Origin of the sequence: Streptomyces triticisoli (genome assembly GCF_003270085.1) — a bacterium.
Taxonomy (GTDB): Bacteria; Actinomycetota; Actinomycetes; order Streptomycetales; family Streptomycetaceae; genus Streptomyces; species Streptomyces triticisoli.
Window position 1 is genome coordinate 1 of record NZ_QFDQ01000109.1, and the last position, 19,021, is coordinate 19,021.

The 19,021-nt window shown below is 72.3% G+C and carries 15 protein-coding genes; 12 read left to right on the plus strand and 3 right to left on the minus strand.

Annotated features, from left to right (window positions below):
• Window positions 1–21: 21 nt before the first annotated feature.
• Window positions 22–933: a carbohydrate kinase family protein gene (locus DEP02_RS17185; RefSeq protein WP_112468317.1), complete on the minus strand. Its 912-nt coding sequence runs from the start codon at window positions 931–933 to the stop codon at window positions 22–24.
• A gap of 162 nt (window positions 934–1,095) precedes the next feature.
• Here DEP02_RS17185 and DEP02_RS17190 point away from each other — a divergent pair, with 162 nt between their 5' ends.
• Complete coding sequence (locus DEP02_RS17190; protein ID WP_112468319.1) at window positions 1,096–1,521, plus strand: Rieske (2Fe-2S) protein; 426 nt, start codon at window positions 1,096–1,098, stop codon at window positions 1,519–1,521.
• Between the two features lie 30 nt (window positions 1,522–1,551).
• On the opposite strand, the gene DEP02_RS17195 is transcribed toward DEP02_RS17190, so the two are convergent.
• Window positions 1,552–2,499 (minus strand): hypothetical protein, encoded by a 948-nt coding sequence (locus DEP02_RS17195; RefSeq protein WP_112468322.1) that lies wholly within the window; start codon window positions 2,497–2,499, stop codon window positions 1,552–1,554.
• A gap of 280 nt (window positions 2,500–2,779) precedes the next feature.
• Here DEP02_RS17195 and uvrC point away from each other — a divergent pair, with 280 nt between their 5' ends.
• From uvrC to pgi, 11 genes are all read left to right on the plus strand, one after another.
• Complete coding sequence (gene uvrC / locus DEP02_RS17200) at window positions 2,780–4,873, plus strand: excinuclease ABC subunit UvrC (protein ID WP_112468324.1); 2,094 nt, start codon at window positions 2,780–2,782, stop codon at window positions 4,871–4,873.
• The gene (rapZ, locus tag DEP02_RS17205) at window positions 4,870–5,868 is read left to right on the plus strand and encodes an RNase adapter RapZ (RefSeq protein ID WP_112468326.1); all 999 of its coding nucleotides are present in this window, start codon (window positions 4,870–4,872) and stop codon (window positions 5,866–5,868) included. The genes uvrC and rapZ overlap by 4 nt, the downstream gene beginning before the upstream one ends.
• A gap of 41 nt (window positions 5,869–5,909) precedes the next feature.
• Window positions 5,910–6,947, plus strand: coding sequence for a gluconeogenesis factor YvcK family protein (locus DEP02_RS17210; RefSeq protein ID WP_198668470.1), 1,038 nt, complete (start codon window positions 5,910–5,912; stop codon window positions 6,945–6,947).
• Window positions 6,938–7,927, plus strand: coding sequence for a DNA-binding protein WhiA (whiA, locus tag DEP02_RS17215; protein WP_112468330.1), 990 nt, complete (start codon window positions 6,938–6,940; stop codon window positions 7,925–7,927). Before DEP02_RS17210 ends, whiA begins: the two co-directional genes overlap by 10 nt.
• A gap of 941 nt (window positions 7,928–8,868) precedes the next feature.
• Window positions 8,869–9,876, plus strand: coding sequence for a type I glyceraldehyde-3-phosphate dehydrogenase (gene gap, locus DEP02_RS17220; protein WP_112468332.1), 1,008 nt, complete (start codon window positions 8,869–8,871; stop codon window positions 9,874–9,876).
• Between the two features lie 164 nt (window positions 9,877–10,040).
• On the plus strand, window positions 10,041–11,252 hold the full coding sequence (locus tag DEP02_RS17225) for a phosphoglycerate kinase (RefSeq protein WP_112468334.1): 1,212 nt from the start codon (window positions 10,041–10,043) through the stop codon (window positions 11,250–11,252).
• A 5-nt stretch (window positions 11,253–11,257) separates the two neighbouring features.
• Window positions 11,258–12,034 carry a triose-phosphate isomerase gene (gene tpiA, locus DEP02_RS17230; RefSeq protein WP_112468336.1) on the plus strand — a complete coding sequence of 259 codons (777 nt, stop codon included), beginning with the start codon at window positions 11,258–11,260 and terminating at the stop codon, window positions 12,032–12,034.
• 124 nt (window positions 12,035–12,158) lie between these two features.
• On the plus strand, window positions 12,159–12,395 hold the full coding sequence (secG, locus tag DEP02_RS17235) for a preprotein translocase subunit SecG (RefSeq protein ID WP_112468338.1): 237 nt from the start codon (window positions 12,159–12,161) through the stop codon (window positions 12,393–12,395).
• Between the two features lie 204 nt (window positions 12,396–12,599).
• On the plus strand, window positions 12,600–12,935 hold the full coding sequence (locus tag DEP02_RS17240) for an RNA polymerase-binding protein RbpA (protein WP_073952427.1): 336 nt from the start codon (window positions 12,600–12,602) through the stop codon (window positions 12,933–12,935).
• A gap of 135 nt (window positions 12,936–13,070) precedes the next feature.
• Window positions 13,071–14,339, plus strand: a complete 1,269-nt coding sequence (locus tag DEP02_RS17245; RefSeq protein ID WP_112468340.1) for an MFS transporter — start codon at window positions 13,071–13,073, stop codon at window positions 14,337–14,339.
• 67 nt (window positions 14,340–14,406) lie between these two features.
• Window positions 14,407–16,059, plus strand: a complete 1,653-nt coding sequence (gene pgi / locus DEP02_RS17250) for a glucose-6-phosphate isomerase (protein ID WP_112468342.1) — start codon at window positions 14,407–14,409, stop codon at window positions 16,057–16,059.
• 627 nt (window positions 16,060–16,686) lie between these two features.
• Here the strand turns inward: pgi and DEP02_RS17255 are convergent.
• The gene (locus DEP02_RS17255) at window positions 16,687–18,969 is read right to left on the minus strand and encodes an ABC transporter permease (protein ID WP_112468359.1); all 2,283 of its coding nucleotides are present in this window, start codon (window positions 18,967–18,969) and stop codon (window positions 16,687–16,689) included.
• Window positions 18,970–19,021: the final 52 nt, after the last annotated feature.

Sequence of the window (19,021 nt, forward strand, 5' to 3'; positions counted from 1 at the left end):
CGCCGACGCCGGCAGCGCCCGCTACGGCGCGCCCACCTCCGCCGCGTACGGCGGCTCGGCGCCCGCGCGCGAGCAGGTGACGGCCGCCGCGCGGGCGGCGAACCGCAGCAGACCCGTCCAGCCCGAGGCACCCAGCCCGGCCAGGCCCTCGGGGGAGAGGGCGTCCCGCACGGACAGCGCGTGCAGCAGCGCCGCGTTCACGGTGTCGCCCGCGCCGATGGTGTCCACGACGTCGACCTTCTCGCCCGGCACGGAGTGCTCACCGCCGTCCTTGGTGCAGACGGTGAGCCCGACGCCCCCGTGAGTGATCACCACGGCCGACGGCCCGGCGGCCAGCCACTCGCGCGGAGTTCCACCCAGCCACCGCGCGTCCTCCTCGGACAGCTTCAGCAGCGACACCGAGGGCAGCCAGCCGGCGAAGCGCGCCCGGTAGGCGTCCGCGTCCGCGATCAGACCGGGCCGGACGTTCGGGTCCAGCGCGGTGAACACACCCTGCCCGGCCGCGCTCCGCATCAGCTCCTCGTACGCGCTCGCACCCGGCTCCAGAACCAGCGAACAGGTGCCGAAGGACACCGCGCGGGTCCCTGCGGGCAGCTCGGCGGGCGCGGTGAACAGGCGGTCGGCGGTGCCGTCGACGTAGAACGAGTACGCGGCCGAGCCGTCGGCGCCGACCGAGGCGACCGCCAGCGTGGTCGGCTCGACGCCGCGCTGCACGCCCGAGACGTCCACCCCGGCCCGCCGCAGCCCGTCGAGCAGCGCCTCACCGAAGGCGTCGTACGACAGGCGGGAACAGAAGGCCGTACGGGAGCCGAGGCGGCCCAGCGCGACGGCCGTGTTGTACGGGCCGCCGCCGAGCGCCGGTCCGAGGTCGGCGAGGGCGCCCGTGCCCCGCGGTACCAGGTCGATCAGGGCCTCACCGGCGACGACGATCACGAGTCGGTTCCTTTCGGCAGCCAGGGTCCGGGAAGTTATCCCATCGCGCGCCGGAGGTAAACGCCGGGTCCACGTGCCGGCGCCGGGACGACCCGCCCCCGCCCGCGCCGACGCCGCTGGGTATCGTCGACGTGTCCAGCCCTCTGACCAGTGGAGACCCTGATGTCCGGCCGTCCCTCCGCGAGCCGCCGTACCGTCCTGCGCGGAGCGGCCCTCACCCCCGTCGCCGCGCTCGGGCTCACCGCCTGCGGACCGGACGACACCGGCGCCGGCCCCGCCAGGCCGACCGAACCGGTCGACCTCGGCGCCGAGAGCGAGGTCCCCGAGGGCGGCGCCAAGCTGTACCGGGACCACAACGTGGTCGTCAGCCGGGATGCGAACGGCGCCCTGAAGGCGTACAGCACGATCTGCACGCACGGGCGGTGCCCGATCAACAAGCTCGAGGGGACGAGGCTGATCTGCCCCTGCCACGGCAGCGAGTTCGACGCCACCACCGGCCAGGTGACGCGGTCCCCGGCCTCCGTCCCGCTGGAGGAGCTGACCATACGCGCGCAGGGCGGCAAGCTCGTCGCCGGGCCCGACGCCTGACAGCCGGCAGCCGCCCTCGGCCCGGCCCGCTCACTCCCAGTGCCAGCCGACGCCCACGATCCCCGTCCGCACCCGCGGCTCCACGAGGTGCACCGACCGGTGCCGCGCGCTCACCGGCAGCTCCTGACGGCCGCCGCGCGGGGCCGCCGCCGAGGCCTGCGTGAACCGGTGGCAGCGCACCGGCAGGACGCTCGTGCCGAACCGCACCTGAAGGGCGTACTGCCCGCCGGCCGAGTCGAACTCCCGGACGCACTCGCGCGCCACACCGGCGGTGCCGTCCTCGACGCCGTACCGGAACAGGAATGTGTCGCCGGCCCGCAGCCGGGTGTCGAAGAGCAGCTCGGCCACCAGCACCCCGGTGCCGTGGTGCCGCCGTATCCGGCCCGTACGGCAGTTCTCCAGGGCGTGCACGGCCATCCGCTCCGGCACGCACCCCGGGTCGCCGTGGTGGACGGCCACGAAGCGGTCCACACCGTCCCGGTGCGCGCGCACGATGTGCTGGGACTCGCGCTCGGCGAGCTCCCGGCGCGGCCCGATCCGCACCCGCTCGTGGTACCCCAGCGTGTGCAGCCCGCTGCCGGGCGGGCAGCCCAGCTCGGCCAGCAGCCCGCGCAGCACGTCCGAGGCCTCCACGAGGGAGCGGTAGGAGCGCGCCCCGGTCCGCCGTGCGTCCGAGCGCTCCTCGGCCTCGGCCAGCAGCCGGATCAGCGACTCGTCCGGCAACCGCAGGATCTCCTCCAGGGCCCGTACGGCCCGCAGCGACTCCGGCCGCTGCGGGCGCCGCGCGCCCTGCTGCCAGTAGCTCAGACTGGTGACCCCGACCCTGACCCCGTAGCGCGACAGATGGTGCTGCACACGCTGCAACGGCAGACCGCGGGCGGCGATCGCGGCGCGCAGCGCCACGTGGAAGGGGCCGCCGCGCAGGGCCGTGTCCAGTTCAGCGGTCGCGATGTCCACCTGTTGTGGGGCGTACGGCATGCACGGGCCTTTCTGTGAGGGTGCGGACGGCTGGTCGGACCGTTCACGCGGGTCCCCGGAGCCACCCCCGCGCGCGGGCACGGGTGTCCTCATCTCCGTACGCCGCCGTCGACAGCCCCGAGTTCCCCCGCATTGAAGCGTGTTGACCAAGTCCCGACAACACCTGAGACCGACAGTCGTGCACTCCTGGCCGAGTCCGCACCCCCGGCCGGAGCGGGCCGGGAGCCGCCGCCGCACGAGACCCGCCGCTGTGTCGGCGCTCGACAGTAGGGTGTGAGACATGGCCGACCCCTCCAGCTACCGCCCCAAGCCGGGAGACATCCCGGACTCTCCGGGGGTCTACAAGTTCCGTGACGAGCACCACCGGGTGATCTACGTCGGAAAGGCGAAGAGCCTGCGCCAGCGCCTGGCGAACTACTTCCAGGACCTGGCGAACCTCCACCCGCGCACCCGGACGATGGTCACCACGGCCGCGTCCGTGGAGTGGACCGTGGTGTCCACGGAGGTCGAGGCGCTGCAGCTGGAGTACTCCTGGATCAAGGAGTTCGACCCCCGGTTCAACGTCAAGTACCGCGACGACAAGAGCTACCCGTACCTCGCGGTGACGATGAACGAGGAGTTCCCGCGCGTGCAGGTGATGCGCGGCCACAAGAAGAAGGGCGTGCGCTACTTCGGGCCGTACGCACACGCGTGGGCCATCCGCGACACCGTCGACCTGCTGCTGCGCGTCTTCCCGGTACGCACCTGCTCGGCGGGCGTCTTCAGGAACGCCGCCCGCACCGGACGCCCCTGCCTGCTCGGCTACATCGGCAAGTGCTCCGCGCCCTGCGTGGGCCGTGTCTCCGCCGGGGAGCACCGGGAGCTGGCCGAGGAGTTCAGCGACTTCATGGCCGGCCGCACGGGCACGTACCTGCGCCGCCTGGAGAAGGAGATGACCGAGGCGGCCGAGGAGATGGAGTACGAGCGGGCCGCCCGTCTGCGCGACGACATCGAGGCCCTGAAGAAGGCCATGGAGAAGAACGCGGTCGTGCTCGCCGACGCGACCGACGCCGACCTCGTCGCCGTCGCCGAGGACGAGCTGGAGGCCGCCGTACAGATCTTCCACGTGCGCGGCGGACGCGTGCGCGGCCAGCGCGGCTGGGTGACCGACAAGGTGGAGGACGTCACCACCGGCGCCCTCACCGAGCACGCCCTGCAGCAGCTGTACGGCGAGGAGAGCGGGGACGCCGTCCCCAGGGAGGTCCTCGTGACGGCCCTGCCCGACCCGGCCGAGCCGGTCCAGCAGTGGCTCACCGACCGCCGCGGGTCGAACGTCTCGCTGCGCATCCCGCAGCGCGGCGACAAGAAGGCCCTGATGGAGACCGTGCAGCGCAACGCCCTGCAGGCGCTCGCCCTGCACAAGACCAGGCGCGCCTCGGACCTGACCACGCGCTCGCGTGCCCTGGAGGAGATCGCCGAGGCCCTCGGCCTGGACAGCGCCCCCCTGCGGATCGAGTGCTACGACATCTCCCACCTGCAGGGCGACGACGTGGTGGCCTCCATGGTCGTCTTCGAGGACGGCCTGCAGCGCAAGAGCGAGTACCGCCGCTTCCAGATCAGAGGTCGTGTCGGAGACACACAGATTTGGCACGGCCAGGGCCAGGACGACGTCCGCTCCATGCACGAGGTGATCACACGCCGCTTCAAGCGGTACCTCGCCGAGAAGGAGAGGACCGGCGAGTGGGCCGACGGCGAGGACGCCCTCGCCGACGGCTCGCCGGGCGCGCCCACCGAGGACGACGGGCGTCCCAAGCGCTTCGCCTACCCGCCGCAGCTCGTCGTCGTCGACGGCGGCCGGCCCCAGGTCGCCGCCGCCCAGCGGGCCCTGGACGAGCTCGGCATCGACGACGTCGCCGTGTGCGGGCTGGCCAAGCGCCTGGAGGAGGTCTGGCTGCCCGGGGAGGACGACCCGGTGGTCCTGCCACGCAGCAGCGAGGGCCTGTACCTGCTGCAGCGCGTGCGTGACGAGGCCCACCGGTTCGCGATCACCTACCAGCGCACCCGGCGGGCCAAGCGCTTCCGGGCCGGGCCCCTGGACGACGTACCCGGCCTCGGCGAGACGCGCAGACAGGCGCTGATCAAACATTTCGGCTCGGTGAAGCGGCTGCGGTCCGCGACAGTCGACCAGATCTGCGAGGTGCCCGGCATAGGCCGCAAGACGGCCGAGACGATCGCCGCGGCCCTCGCCCGGACGGCCCCGGCCGCACCCGCCGTCAACACGGCGACGGGAGAGATCATAGAAGACGTGGAGGAAGCGCCGCCCGGGACGACGGGCGACGCGGGGGAGCCCGTGACCGCGGGCGCCCCGGACGACCGACGGGGGCAGGAGACATGAGCGAGCACGAGACACGGCAGCAGAACACCGAGCGAGATCAGGCCCACGAGGGGACACCCGCCGAGCAGCAGCGGCGGGCGGTCCAGGAAGACGGAGCACAGGTGAGTATCGACACGGCCGGCGTCCCCGACGCGGCCATTCCCGAGCTGGTGATCATCACCGGCATGTCCGGGGCCGGCCGGTCCACGGCCGCCAAGTGCCTGGAGGACCTCGGCTGGTTCGTCGTCGACAACCTGCCGCCGGCGCTGATCACCACCATGGTGGAGCTCGGCGCCCGCTCGCAGGGCAACGTGGCCCGTATCGCGGTCGTCGTCGACGTCCGCGGCCGCCGCTTCTTCGACGCCCTGCGCGAGTCCCTGGCCGACCTGGAGGCCAGGAACGTCACGCGGCGGATCGTTTTCCTGGAGTCCTCGGACGAGGCTCTGGTACGCCGCTTCGAGTCGGTGCGCCGGCCCCACCCGCTCCAGGGCGACGGCCGTATCGTCGACGGCATCGCCGCCGAGCGCGAACTGCTGCGGGAGCTGCGCGGCGACGCCGACCTGGTGATCGACACCTCCAGCCTCAACGTGCACGAACTGCGCGCCAAGATGGACGCCCAGTTCGCCGGCGAGGAGGAGCCCGAGCTGCGGGCCACGGTGATGTCCTTCGGGTTCAAGTACGGCCTGCCGGTCGACGCCGACCTGGTCGCGGACATGCGGTTCCTGCCCAACCCGCACTGGGTGCCCGAGCTGCGCCCGTACACCGGGCTGAACGACGAGGTCGCCGCGTATGTCTTCAACCAGCCCGGCGCCAAGGACTTCCTCGACCGCTACGCCGAGCTGCTGCGGCTGATCGCGGCCGGCTACCGCCGCGAGGGCAAGCGGTACGTGACCATCGCCATCGGCTGCACGGGCGGCAAGCACCGCTCGGTGGCCATGTCCGAGAAGCTGGCCGCGCGGCTCGCGGCCGAAGGTGTGGAGACCGTCGTCGTCCACCGGGACGTGGGGCGGGAGTGACCGGAAGACGTACTCCGCGGCTGAGCGGGCTGCGCCGGGTGATGCCGGAGGGGCGTACGGTACGTCGCCCGGGGCGCACCGTGGAGGTCCGGGGTGCGCGGGCGCGCCGCCGCGGGACCCAGCCCAAGGTGGTCGCCCTCGGCGGCGGCATGGGCCTGTCCGCCTCGCTCGCCGCGCTGCGCCGGATCACCGGCGACCTCACCGCCGTCGTCACCGTGGCCGACGACGGCGGCTCCAGCGGGCGCCTGCGCGACGAGCTGGGCGTGCTGCCACCCGGTGACCTGCGCAAGGCGCTGGCCGCGCTGTGCGGTGACGACGACTGGGGCCAGACCTGGGCCCGGGTCATCCAGCACCGCTTCACCTCGCAGGGCGACCTGCACGACCACGCGGTGGGCAACCTGCTGATCGTCGCCCTGTGGGAGCAGCTCGGCGACCACGTTCAGGCGCTGGACCTGGTGGGCATGCTGCTGGGCGCGCACGGGCGCGTGCTGCCCATGTCGGCCGTGCCCCTGGAACTGCAGGCGCTGGTCAGGGGGCACGATCCGGAGCGGCCCGAGGACATCGATGTCGTCCGCGGCCAGGCCACGGTCGCGCTCACCCCGGGGGAGGTGCAGTCCGTGCACCTCGTGCCGAACGACCCGCCCGCCGTGCCGGAGGCCGTGGAGGCGGTCCTGGACGCGGACTGGGTGGTGCTCGGGCCCGGCTCCTGGTTCTCCTCGGTCATCCCGCACCTGCTGGTGCCGGAGTTGCGCGACGCGCTCACCGAGACCAGGGCACGGCGGGTGCTGTCCCTGAACCTCGCACCGCAGCCGGGGGAAACCGCCGGCTTCTCCCCGCAGCGTCATTTGGAGGTTTTGGGGCGACACGCCCCTAAACTCGCCCTGGACGTGGTGCTGGCCGACGAGGCCGCCGTGCCCGACCGCGAAGACCTCAGCGAGGCCGCCGAGCGGTTCGGCGCCGCGGTCGAACTCGCGCCGGTGGCCCGGAGGGACGGAACTCCGCGGCACGACCCGGAGTTGCTGGCCGCCGCGTACGACCGTATTTTTCGGATGCATGGAAGGATCGGCCCATGGCGATGACGGCAGCGGTGAAGGACGAGATCTCCCGGCTCCCCGTCACTCGGACCTGCTGCAGAAAGGCGGAGGTCTCCGCCGTTCTGCGGTTCGCCGGCGGCCTCCACCTGGTCAGCGGGCGCATCGTGATCGAGGCGGAGCTGGACACCGCCATGGCGGCGCGGCGTCTGAAGCGGGACGTCCTGGAGATCTTCGGCCACGGCTCCGAGCTGATCGTGATGGCGCCGGGCGGGCTGCGGCGCGGCTCGCGCTATGTGGTGCGCGTCGTCGCGGGCGGCGACCAGCTGGCCCGCCAGACCGGGCTGGTCGACGGGCGGGGCCGCCCGATCCGCGGCCTGCCGCCGCAGGTGGTCTCGGGGGCCACCTGCGACGCCGAGGCCGCCTGGCGCGGGGCGTTCCTCGCCCACGGCTCGCTCACCGAGCCGGGCCGGTCCTCCTCCCTGGAGGTGACCTGCCCCGGCCCGGAGGCCGCGCTCGCCCTGGTCGGCGCCGCCCGCCGGCTGTCCATCGCGGCGAAGGCCCGCGAGGTGCGGGGCGTCGACCGGGTCGTCGTCCGTGACGGTGACGCGATCGGCGCGCTGCTGACCCGCCTCGGTGCCCATGAGTCCGTGCTGGCCTGGGAGGAGCGGCGGATGCGCCGCGAGGTCCGCGCCACGGCCAACCGCCTCGCCAACTTCGACGACGCCAACCTGCGCCGCTCGGCCCGCGCCGCCGTCGCGGCCGGCGCCCGCGTGCAGCGCGCCCTGGAGATCCTCGGCGACGACGTGCCCGAGCACCTCGCCGCCGCGGGCCGCCTGCGCATGGATCACAAGCAGGCCTCCCTGGAGGAACTCGGCGCCCTCGCCGACCCCCCGCTGACCAAGGATGCGGTCGCGGGCCGCATCCGCCGCCTCCTCGCCATGGCCGACAAACGAGCCTCCGACCTGGGCATCCCGGGCACCGAGGCCAACCTCACGGAGGACCTGGCGGACAACCTGGCCGGCTGACCCGGACCGACCGCACGGCCGGGCGAACGGGTCTGGCCGACAGGGGCCCGGCCGACACGGGCCGGGTGGCAGTGGCCGGCCGGCGGACGGGGGCCGGTTGGCACCGGCGGGTGGCAGCGGCAGGGTCGGCAGGGGCCGGCCGACCTGGGCCGGCCGGTCGATTCTCGCGGAGGACTCGGCGGGCAATCCGGTCGGCTGACCCGGGCCGGCCGGGTGAACGGGTTCGGCCGGTAATTGGCCGGGTGGCGGTGGCCGGCCGGCGGGAGCCGGCCGGTACTGGTACCGGCCGGTGAGGGTGGCCGGCCGACGGGGGCCGGTTGGTACCGGCGGGTGACAGCGGCCGAGTCGACAGGGGCCGAGTCGACAGGGGCCGGCCGGTGTCGGCCGTCGACAGCGCCCGACCGGTACCCGTCGGGCGGCGTGGGGCCGAGTCGCGGGCTGTCCGGTCGGGCGGCCCGCGTTTTTGATGTGCGCGTGCATCTGTTCCTCCGGGGGCCACCGCCGGTGCCCCCGGTCTGGTTCGGGGTGCGCGTAGCCGCCCTGCTCGCGGGTACCCCGCTCGGGGTGATCAGTGGGTGGCGACGGCCGGCACCGGCCGGTCGGTACGGGCCGGTCGGCAGCCGTCCGCAACCCGGTGGCGGCAGCGCTCAGTTGGGGGATATATCGGACTGATGAGCGCCCGAAATGCCGGGTTTCACAAGTGAGCCCCCTGGGGCACGGATGAGTGATCAATGGGGGCAATTGGTATGGGCAATCCGTGGTGGACCGGGGTGATCCGGGCGCCCGTACCGAGGGGTCCGTGGGTCTGCCGGCGGATATGGGACACCGCGCCGTCCAGATGTCACTACGGAGGCCCCAGAGGGGTAGGGTCGAGGGTGGTCGGGGACATCCCATACAGCTCGCCGGTGTTGAAACCGGCGTACCAACGAGGAGATCGGTTCGTGACGATCCGCGTAGGCATCAACGGCTTTGGCCGCATCGGTCGTAACTACTTCCGCGCGCTGCTGGAGCAGGGTGCAGACATCGAGATCGTGGCTGTCAACGACCTGGGTGACACCGCGACCACCGCTCACCTGCTGAAGTACGACACCATCCTCGGCCGCCTCAAGCAGGAGGTCTCCCACACCGAGGACTCCATCACCGTCGACGGCCACACCATCAAGGTGCTGTCCGAGCGCAACCCCGCCGACATCCCCTGGGGCGAGCTCGGTGTCGACATCGTCATCGAGTCCACCGGCATCTTCACCAAGAAGGAAGACGCCGAGAAGCACATCGCCGGCGGCGCCAAGAAGGTCATCATCTCCGCCCCGGCGAAGAACGAGGACGTCACCATCGTCATGGGCGTCAACCAGGACACGTACGACGCCGCGAACCACAACGTCATCTCCAACGCCTCCTGCACCACCAACTGCGTGGCCCCGATGGCGAAGGTCCTCGACGAGAACTTCGGCATCGTCAAGGGTCTGATGACCACCGTGCACGCGTACACGAACGACCAGCGCATCCTGGACTTCCCGCACAAGGACCTGCGCCGCGCCCGTGCCGCCGCGGAGAACATCATCCCGACCACCACCGGCGCCGCCAAGGCCACCGCCCTGGTGCTGCCGCAGCTCAAGGGCAAGCTGGACGGCATGGCCATGCGCGTCCCGGTGCCCACCGGCTCCGTCACCGACCTCGTCGTCGAGCTCTCCCGCGAGGTCACCAAGGAAGAGGTCAACGCCGCCTTCCAGAAGGCCGCCGAGGGCGAGCTGAAGGGCGTCCTCGAGTACACCGAGGACCCGATCGTCTCCTCCGACATCGTCAACGCGCCGGCGTCCTGCACCTTCGACTCCTCCCTGACGATGGTTCAGGAGGGCAAGAACGTGAAGATCATCGGCTGGTACGACAACGAGTGGGGCTACTCCAACCGCCTCGTCGACCTGACGGTCTTCGTCGGCAACCAGCTCTGATCGACAGAGCAGGCACCTCGATGTGACATCAGGGCTCGGGCAGCGCACACGACGCGCCGCCCGAGCCCTGACGCACGTACGGCGGGCCGGGCGGACAACGGCCCGCGCGCGTGCCGATCGATCAGCCCTCGTACGATCAAGAGACCCTCTCCAGGAGTCCCACCATGAAGACGATCGACGAACTTCTCTCCGAAGGCGTGGACGGCAAGCGGGTCTTCGTCCGCGCCGACCTCAACGTGCCGCTGGCCGACGGTGTCATCACCGACGACGGCCGCATCCGCGCCGTACTGCCCACCGTCAAGGCGCTCGCCGACGCCGGCGCCAAGGTGGTCGTGGCCTCCCACCTCGGCCGCCCCAAGGGCGCCCCGGACCCGGCCTTCTCCCTGCTGCCCGCAGCCGAGCGGCTCGGCGAACTCCTCGGCGCCCCCGTGGCGTTCGCCCAGGACACCGTCGGCCCCGCCGCCCACGCCGCCGTGGACGGCCTCCAGCCCGGCCAGGTCGCGGTCGTCGAGAACCTGCGCTTCAACCCCGGCGAGACCTCCAAGGACGACACCGAGCGCGGCGAGTTCGCCGACGCCCTCGCCGCCCTCGCGGACGTCTACGTCGGCGACGGCTTCGGCGCGGTGCACCGCAAGCACGCCTCCGTCTACGACCTCCCGGCCCGCCTGCCGCACTACGCCGGCCACCTCATCGCCACCGAGGTCGGCGTCCTGAAGAAGCTCACCGAGGACGTCCGGCGGCCCTACGTCGTCGCGCTCGGCGGTGCCAAGGTCTCCGACAAGCTCGCCGTCATCGACCAGCTGCTCGGCAAGGCCGACCGGCTGCTCATCGGCGGCGGCATGGCGTACACCTTCCTCAAGGCCCAGGGGCACGAGATCGGCAAGTCCCTCCTGCAGGAGGACCAGCTCCCGGCCGTCAAGGAGTACATCGAGCGCGCCGAGAAGACCGGCGTCGAGCTGGTCCTGCCCGTGGACACGCTGGTCGCGCCCGGATTCCCGGACCTGAGGACCAAGGCCCCGGCCCACCCCTCCTCCGTCGCCGTGGACGCCATCCCGGCCGACCAGGAGGGCCTGGACATCGGCCCCGAGACCCGCAAGCTGTACGCCGCCAAGCTCGCCGACGCCGCCACCGTCTTCTGGAACGGCCCGATGGGCGTCTTCGAGCACCCCGACTTCGCCGAGGGCACCAAGGTGGTCGCCCAGGCCCTGGCCGACTCCGACGGCTTCACCGTCGTGGGCGGCGGCGACTCCGCCGCGGCCGTCCGTACGCTGGGCTTCGACGAGTCGGCATTCGGCCACATCTCGACCGGAGGCGGCGCCTCCCTCGAATACCTCGAGGGCAAGACGCTCCCCGGCCTCGCCGCACTGGAGGACTGAACCGCATGAGTACGCGCACGCCGCTGATGGCGGGCAACTGGAAGATGAACCTCAACCACCTGGAGGCCATCGCACACGTCCAGAAGCTAGCCTTCGCCCTGGCCGACAAGGACTACGAGGCCGTCGAGGTCGCCGTCCTGCCGCCCTTCACCGACCTGCGCTCCGTGCAGACCCTGGTCGACGGCGACAAGCTCAAGATCAAGTACGGCGCCCAGGACATCTCGCAGCACGACTCCGGCGCCTACACCGGCGAGATCTCCGGCCCGATGCTGGCCAAGCTCAAGTGCACCTACGTGGCGATCGGGCACTCCGAGCGCCGCCAGTACCACAACGAGACCGACGACGTCGTGAACGCCAAGGTCAAGGCCGCCTACAAGCACGGCCTGACCCCGATCCTGTGCGTCGGCGAGGAGCTGGAGGTCCGCGAGGCGGGCAACCACGTCCCGCACACGCTCGCCCAGGTCGAGGGAGGTCTGAAGGACCTCCCGGCCGAACAGGCCGCGTCCGTCGTGATCGCCTACGAGCCCGTCTGGGCCATCGGCACCGGCAAGGTCTGCGGCGCCGGCGACGCCCAGGAGGTCTGCGCCGCCATCCGCGGCAAGATCGCCGAGCTGTACTCGCGGGAGGTCGCCGACCAGGTCCGCATCCAGTACGGCGGCTCCGTGAAGTCGGGCAACGTCGCCGAGATCATGGCGCAGGCCGACATCGACGGCGCCCTGGTCGGCGGTGCCTCGCTGGACTCGGACGAGTTCGTCAGGATCGTGCGTTTCCACGAGCAGTGAGCGGGGCGGCGGGCCGGGCCGTGAGTATGCGCCGGCGGCGATCCGTCGTACTCTTGCGGGGGCAGGGTAGGCAGTGTTTGCCGTGCCCCCGTCGTCCATCCGAATCGAGGAAGTTGGTCCAGCCGTGGTTTTGGGGTTCTCGATCGCCCTGATCTTCTTCAGCCTGCTGCTGATGCTGCTGGTGCTGATGCACAAGGGGAAGGGCGGCGGCCTCTCCGACATGTTCGGTGGCGGCGTCCAGTCCTCCGTCGGCGGCTCCTCGGTCGCCGAGCGCAACCTCGACCGCATCACCCTGGTGGCCGGCCTGCTGTGGGTCGCCTGCATCGTGGTGCTCGGCATCCTGATGAAGACGAGCAGCTGAACAACAGCCTGCACATATTCGTACGTAAGGCCCCATGGTCGGTACGCGCTCCCGGGCGCGTCTTATCATGGGGCCTGCGTCTGTGTGCGGGGGGTGGTAACTCCAGTCACTGGACGCGCGTTGGGCCTTACGTAGACTGAGGCGCTCGCAGCGAAGCGGCACACCGACTCGCTATGCGGCACCATCACGCAGGGAGTTACGACCGTGGCAAGTGGCAACGCGATCCGAGGAAGCCGGGTCGGGGCGGGGCCGATGGGCGAGGCCGAGCGCGGTGAGTCCGCGCCGCGTCTGCGCATCTCCTTCTGGTGCTCCAACGGACACGAGACCCAGCCGAGCTTCGCCAGCGACGCACAGGTCCCCGACACCTGGGACTGCCCGCGCTGCGGCTTCCCGGCGGGCCAGGACCAGGACAACCCGCCGGCCCCGCCGCGCACCGAGCCCTACAAGACGCACCTCGCCTATGTGCGTGAGCGGCGCAGCGACGCGGACGGCGAGGCGATCCTCGCCGAGGCGCTCGCCAAACTGCGGGGCGAAATCTAGGAGTTGGGCTCCGGACGGCGCCGCTCGCGGGCGCGGGACCGGCCCTGCCGCACATCCGGGCGCCCGGCCGCCGCGGACCGATTGTCAGTGCTGCCCCCTACGGTTTGTGCATCGGACGAATCGTGAGGGGAAACCATGGTGTTAGCCGAGACCGCGGGCGTGGCCGCGCCCGCCTGGCGCGGGGGATTCGGACGGCTGTGGAGCGCCGCCGTGCTGTCCAGCTTCGGTGACTCGCTGCGTACGGCCGCACTGCCGCTGCTCGCCGTGTCGCTGACCGACGACCCGCTGCTCATCTCCTCCGTCGCGGCCTGCGGCTATCTGCCCTGGATCATCTTCGGACTGCTCGGCGGCGCCGTCGCCGACCGGGTGGACCAGCGGCGCGCGATGTGGGCGGCGGACACGGTGCGGGCCCTGCTGGTCGGCGGTTTCGCCGTGGCCGTGGCCCTCGGACACGCCTCGATCGGCCTCCTCATCGCCCTGGCCTTCGCGCTGACCACGCTGCAGACGCTCTTCGACAACGCGGCCACGGCCCTGCTGCCCGTCCTGGTGGAGCCGGGTGCGCTGGGCGGTGCCAACGCCCGGCTGATGACCGGGCAGCGCGTGGCCGGCGGGCTGCTCGGCGGTCCGGCCGTGCCGCTGCTGCTCGCCGCGGGCGCCGCCGCGCCCTTCGCCGCCAACGCCGCCACGTTCCTGGTGGCCGCCGCGCTGGTGGCCTCCCTGCGGGTCTCCGGGCCCGAGCGGCCGCCGAGACCGGCGGGCAGCACGCTGCGGCGGGAGATGGCCGAGGGACTGCGCGCCCTCGGACGGGACCGGGCCCTGCGCGGGCTGTGCGCGGCCACCGCGCTGTGCAACGTCGGGATGGGCGCCCTCATCGCCACGCTGGTGGTCATCGTGACCGGCTGGCTGGGCGCCGGCACCAAGGGGTACGCGGCGGTACTGACGGCGTACACGGTCGGCAGCCTGGTCGGGGGAGCGGTCAACAGCCGGATCGTGGCCCGGCTGGGGCGTATGCGGGCCGTGCTGCTGGCCGGGGCGGTGCAGATCGCCGCGCTGGTGGTGATGGGAGTGGTGCGCCATCTGCCCGTGACGGTGGCCGCACTGACCGTGTTCGGACTGATGGGCATGGTGTGGAACGTCAACACGACGACGCTGATGCAGCAGCGCAGCCCCGCCGGGATGCTGGGCCGGGTCAGCGCGGCCTTCCGCACCCTCTCCGTGGCCGGGGCGCCGCTCGGCGCGGTGCTCGGCGGGGCGGTCGCCGCCGTGTGGGGACCGAACTCTCCGGCGCTGCTCACGGCGGGGTTCTTCGTCCTGTCCGTGGCCGCGCTGATACCTGCGCGGGCGGCGGACGTAGTGGTGGGTGCGCCGGACGACGGCGTGACGACGGCTCACGTCTCCCGCTGATCAATTAGGTTGGACGGACAGCGGGGCAGGACGCAGCAGGACAGCAAGGAAAGAGGCTGAAGTCCGAATGAACGCAGACGGCCGTACCAGGCTCAACCAGAGGCCCGAGTGGACCGCTCTGGCCAAGCACCGGGAGGAGCTCGCCGACACCCATCTGCGGGATCTGTTCGCCGCCCACCCGGAGCGCGGCGAGGCGTACACCCTCCAGGTCGGCGATCTGTACGTCGACTACTCCAAGCACCTCGTCACCGACGAGACGCTGAGGCTGCTGCGGGAGCTGGCCGCCGCGACGGACGTGTCCGGGCTGCGGGACGCCATGTTCCGCGGCGAGAAGATCAACCTCACCGAGAACCGGGCCGTGCTGCACACGGCGCTGCGGGCGCCGCGGGACGCGGTGATCGAGGTCGACGGGGAGAACGTCGTGCCCGGTGTGCACGCGGTCCTGGACAAGATGAGCGACTTCGCGGACCGCGTCCGCTCGGGGGAGTGGAAGGGGCACACCGGCAGGCGGATCCGCAATGTGGTGAACGTGGGCATCGGCGGATCGGACCTGGGCCCGGCGATGGCGTACGAGGTGCTGCGCGCCTGCACGGACCGCGGGCTGACGGTGCGCTTCGTCTCCAACGTCGACGGCGCCGACCTGCACGAGGCGACGCGTGACCTGGACGCGGCGGAGACGCTGTTCATCATCGCGTCCAAGACGTTCACCACCATCGAGACGGTCACCAACGCGACATCGGCACGGGACTGGCTGCTCGGTGAGCTGAAGGCCGGACCGGAGGCCGTCGCGAAGCACTTCGTGGCGCTGTCGACGAACGCGGAGAAGGTCGCCGAGTTCGGCATCGACACGGCCAACATGTTCGAGTTCTGGGACTGGGTCGGGGGCCGGTACTCGTACGACTCGGCGATCGGGCTGTCGCTGATGATCGCGATCGGTCCGGAGCGCTTCGGTGAGATGCTGGAGGGCTTCCGGCTGGTCGACGAGCACTTCAGGACGGCGCCGGCCGAGGCCAACGTGCCGCTGCTGCTGGGGCTGCTGGGGATCTGGTACGGCAACTTCCACGACGCGCAGTCGCATGCGGTGCTGCCGTACTCGCACTACCTGTCGAAGTTCACCGCGTATCTGCAGCAGCTGGACATGGAGTCCAACGGGAAGTCGGTGCAGCGGGACGGCGAGCCGGTGGGGTGGCAGACCGGGCCGGTGGTGTGGGGTACGCCGGGCACGAACGGGCAGCACGCGTACTACCAGCTGATCCACCAGGGTACGAAGCTGATCCCGGCGGACTTCATCGGCTTCGCCGAGCCGGTCGCGGAGCTGAGCGGTGAACTGAAGGCGCAGCACGACTTGTTGATGGCCAACTTCTTCGCGCAGACGCAGGCGCTGGCCTTCGGCAAGACGCCGGAGGAGGTGCGGGCGGAAGGGGTGCCGGAGGAACTGGTCCCGCACAAGACGTTCCGCGGGAACCACCCCACGACGACGATTCTCGCCCGCGAGTTGACTCCGTCGGTCCTCGGTCAGCTGATCGCCCTCTACGAACACAAGGTGTTCGTCCAGGGCGCGGTGTGGAACATCGACTCCTTCGACCAGTGGGGCGTGGAGCTGGGCAAGGTCCTGGCCAAGCGCATCGAACCGGCCCTCACGGAGGGCACGGAGGTCCCGGACCTGGACGCGTCCACCAAGACCCTGGTCACCAAGTACCGCGAGCTGCGCGGTCGCTGACGAGGATCTTTTCCCACCCCCGGTCTCGCTGGGTCTGAAGGCCCCCGCCCGGGGGCTGAGCCCCCGGGCTTGCCCACCCACCCACTCGCCTCGCCGGGGTGAGGGGCGCCCCTGCACCCCGGGGCTCCGCCCTCGGGAGGCGAGGGCTGTGCCCCCTGCACCCCAGGAAACGCCGGGGCGGCAAGACAGGCGAACGGGCAAGCCACCCGGGAGCTACAGGAGGCGGAGCCTCTGCCGAGGCTTGGGATGGGCCCTGGGGCGCGGGTGTCTTTCGTCTCAGTGCGTCGGGTGGGTGGGCAAGCCCGGGGACGGAGTCTCTGGTGGGGCCCTGGGGCGGGAGTGCTTTTCACCCCGGTGAGGCGGGCGGGTGAACGGGCAAGCCCTGGGGCGGAGCCTCTGGTGGGGTTCGGGGCGGGGCCCCGGGCGAGGCCTTTTGACCCAGTGCGTCGGGTGGGTGGGCAAGTCCAGGGGCGGAGTCTCCGGTGGGGGTTGGGGTGGGGCCCTGGGGCGGAGCCTTTGGCGGAGTTCGGGGCGGAGCCCTGGGGCGGGGGGCCTTTCACCCCGGTGCGCCGGGCGGGTGGGTGGGCGGAGTCCGGGGTGGAACCCCGGCCAGGGGCGTCGCCCCGGTTACGTCACCGCGCTCAGTGTGTCCGCCAGGCGGCGGCGGGCCGCGCGGGAGGCGGGGAGGGCGGACAGGGCTGCGGCGCCCGCCACCGCGGCCGCCGCGAACAACAGCAGGAGGAGGGGAGAGGGACCCGCCGCGACACCGGTGCCGAGGCCGCTCGAGCGGCCCTGGGCGTTGACCAGCCAGCGGGCGAGGGGAAGGCCGACGGCTGTGCCGGCCACCACGGCCGCCAGGGCCGTGCAGCTGGTTGCCGTCACCGTGATCGCCGTGATCTGGCGGGGGGACAGGCCGATGGCCTTCAGCGCCAGCAGGTCCCGTTCGCTCTCGCGGATCGTGCCGCCGATCGCCGTCAGCAGCTCGATGAGGCCGATGAGGGCCAGCACACAGATCAGGCCCACGACGACCGCCCGCAGCGGGGACAGTCCGTCGGCCGGATTCGTCACCGCGTGCACCTCCAGGTGCCCCCGTCCCGCGCTGAGCAGGGACTTCGCGACCTCGTCCCGGTCCGCCTCCGGGGACAGGCGGAGCTGGTACAGCGTGGGGCGCAGCTCCGGGTCGTTCTCCCGCAGGGTGTCCAGGGACGTCGAGATCACCCGCCCGGCGTTCTCCGGCTCGATGCTGCGCCCCACGATGTGCAGGATCTGCGGCTGGTCGCCCACCGTCATCCGGACCCAGTCGCCCACCCGCACGCCGAGCAGGTCCAGCAGGCCCTGACCGGCCACGGCCTCGTCGGGGCCGGCGGCGTGGCGGCCCTCGGCCAGGGCGTACGGGTAGGGGTCCTCACGGGTGCCCAGACCCCGCAGGGCGATCGTGGCCGTCTGGCCGGGGACGAGCGCGGCCACCTCCACCCCGGGGTAGACGGCGGCGACCCCCCGCTCGCGCGCCAGCAGCGCCCGGGTGTCCTCGTCGTTCAGGCCGCTGTCCGCGCGGACGGTGAGCGCGGCCGACAGGCCCAGCTCCTCCGGTCTGCTGTGGAAGCGGTCGATCGTCGTCCACGCGCTCATCGCCACCACGATCAACAGCAGCGGCAGAGCCAGCCGCCCCACCGTGGCCAGGGTGCGCACACGGTGGGTGACCACCTTGTGCCAGCCCAGCACCAGCGCGGGCGGCAGCCCCAGCCCCAGGGCCCGGCGGACCACCCCCATCAGCCGCCCGGCCGGCGGAACCGCGGGCCGCGGCACCGGCACGGGCGGCACCCGCCCCGCCCGCCAGGCCGCCAGTCCCGTCACCGCGCCGATGAACAGCACCGCGCCCACCGGCACCGCGAACAGCGTCACCGGGTGACCCGGCAACCCCTGCCACACCCCGACCGCGTCGCCCAGCCGGCCCGGGATCCGCGCGCCCAGCGACTGGGTCAGCACCACCGCGGCCACCGCGCCGAGCACGGCGTACGCCACATGCTGGAGCAGGAAGATCCGCACCACCTGACCGGGTGTGAAACCGATCGCCTTCAGCACCGAGATGTCCCGCAGATGCCCCCGGATCCGGGTGCCGATCGCGCCGTGCACCGCCAGCCCGGCCGCGATCAGCGCGCCCAGGCCGAACAGGCCCAGCACCTGCCCCAGCAGCCGGTTGTCGCCCTGCGCCTCGGCCCGCGTCTGCTGCCAGGTGGACACCTCGCCGACCGCCCCGGCACCCAGCACGGTGACGGCGCGCTGGACGGCGTAGCCGGTGTCGTCCGGGTCGGTCAGCCGCAGCCCGACCACCCGGCCGCCGGGGTCGCGCACCGCGGACGGCTGCGCCCACACCAGCCCCGGCTGCTCACCCGGCCGGTAGCGCGGCTCCGCGCTGTCCGCGATGCCCACCACCGTCAGTGTGCGCGTGGTCCCGGGCAGTGTCAGGGTGTCGCCGGGCTCGGCCAGCAGCGCCCGGGCCAGCCGGCTCTCCAGGACCACGCCGTCCGGCTCCCGGGCGTTCAGCCAGCGGCCGGAGGTGAGCAGCGGCCGGCCCACGGTGGGCCGCGAGGGCGTACCGCGCAGCTCCACGGAGGCGCGGGTGCCGCGGGAGGAGACGGTGGCGGCCTCGGTGGGGTACGCGTTCGTGACCGACTCCACACCGTCCAGCGAGGCGAGCCGGCCCGTGTCGGCGGACCTCGCCGTGTGCAGCCACACATGGGCCCCGTGGGACTGGGTGAAGACCCGCTGCCAGGGGTTGGTCGCATAGCCGAACAGCGCGGTGGCCAGCAGCAGCGAGGCGACGATGCCGGCCGTGGCCAGCACGATGAACAGCGCCTCCCCGCGATGTGCGCGCAGGTCCGAGTGCGCCCAGCGCAAAGCCGCCCGCACCGGGCTCAGCCCTTCGACCGGGGCATGCGCGTCATCCAGCACTTCACCGCAC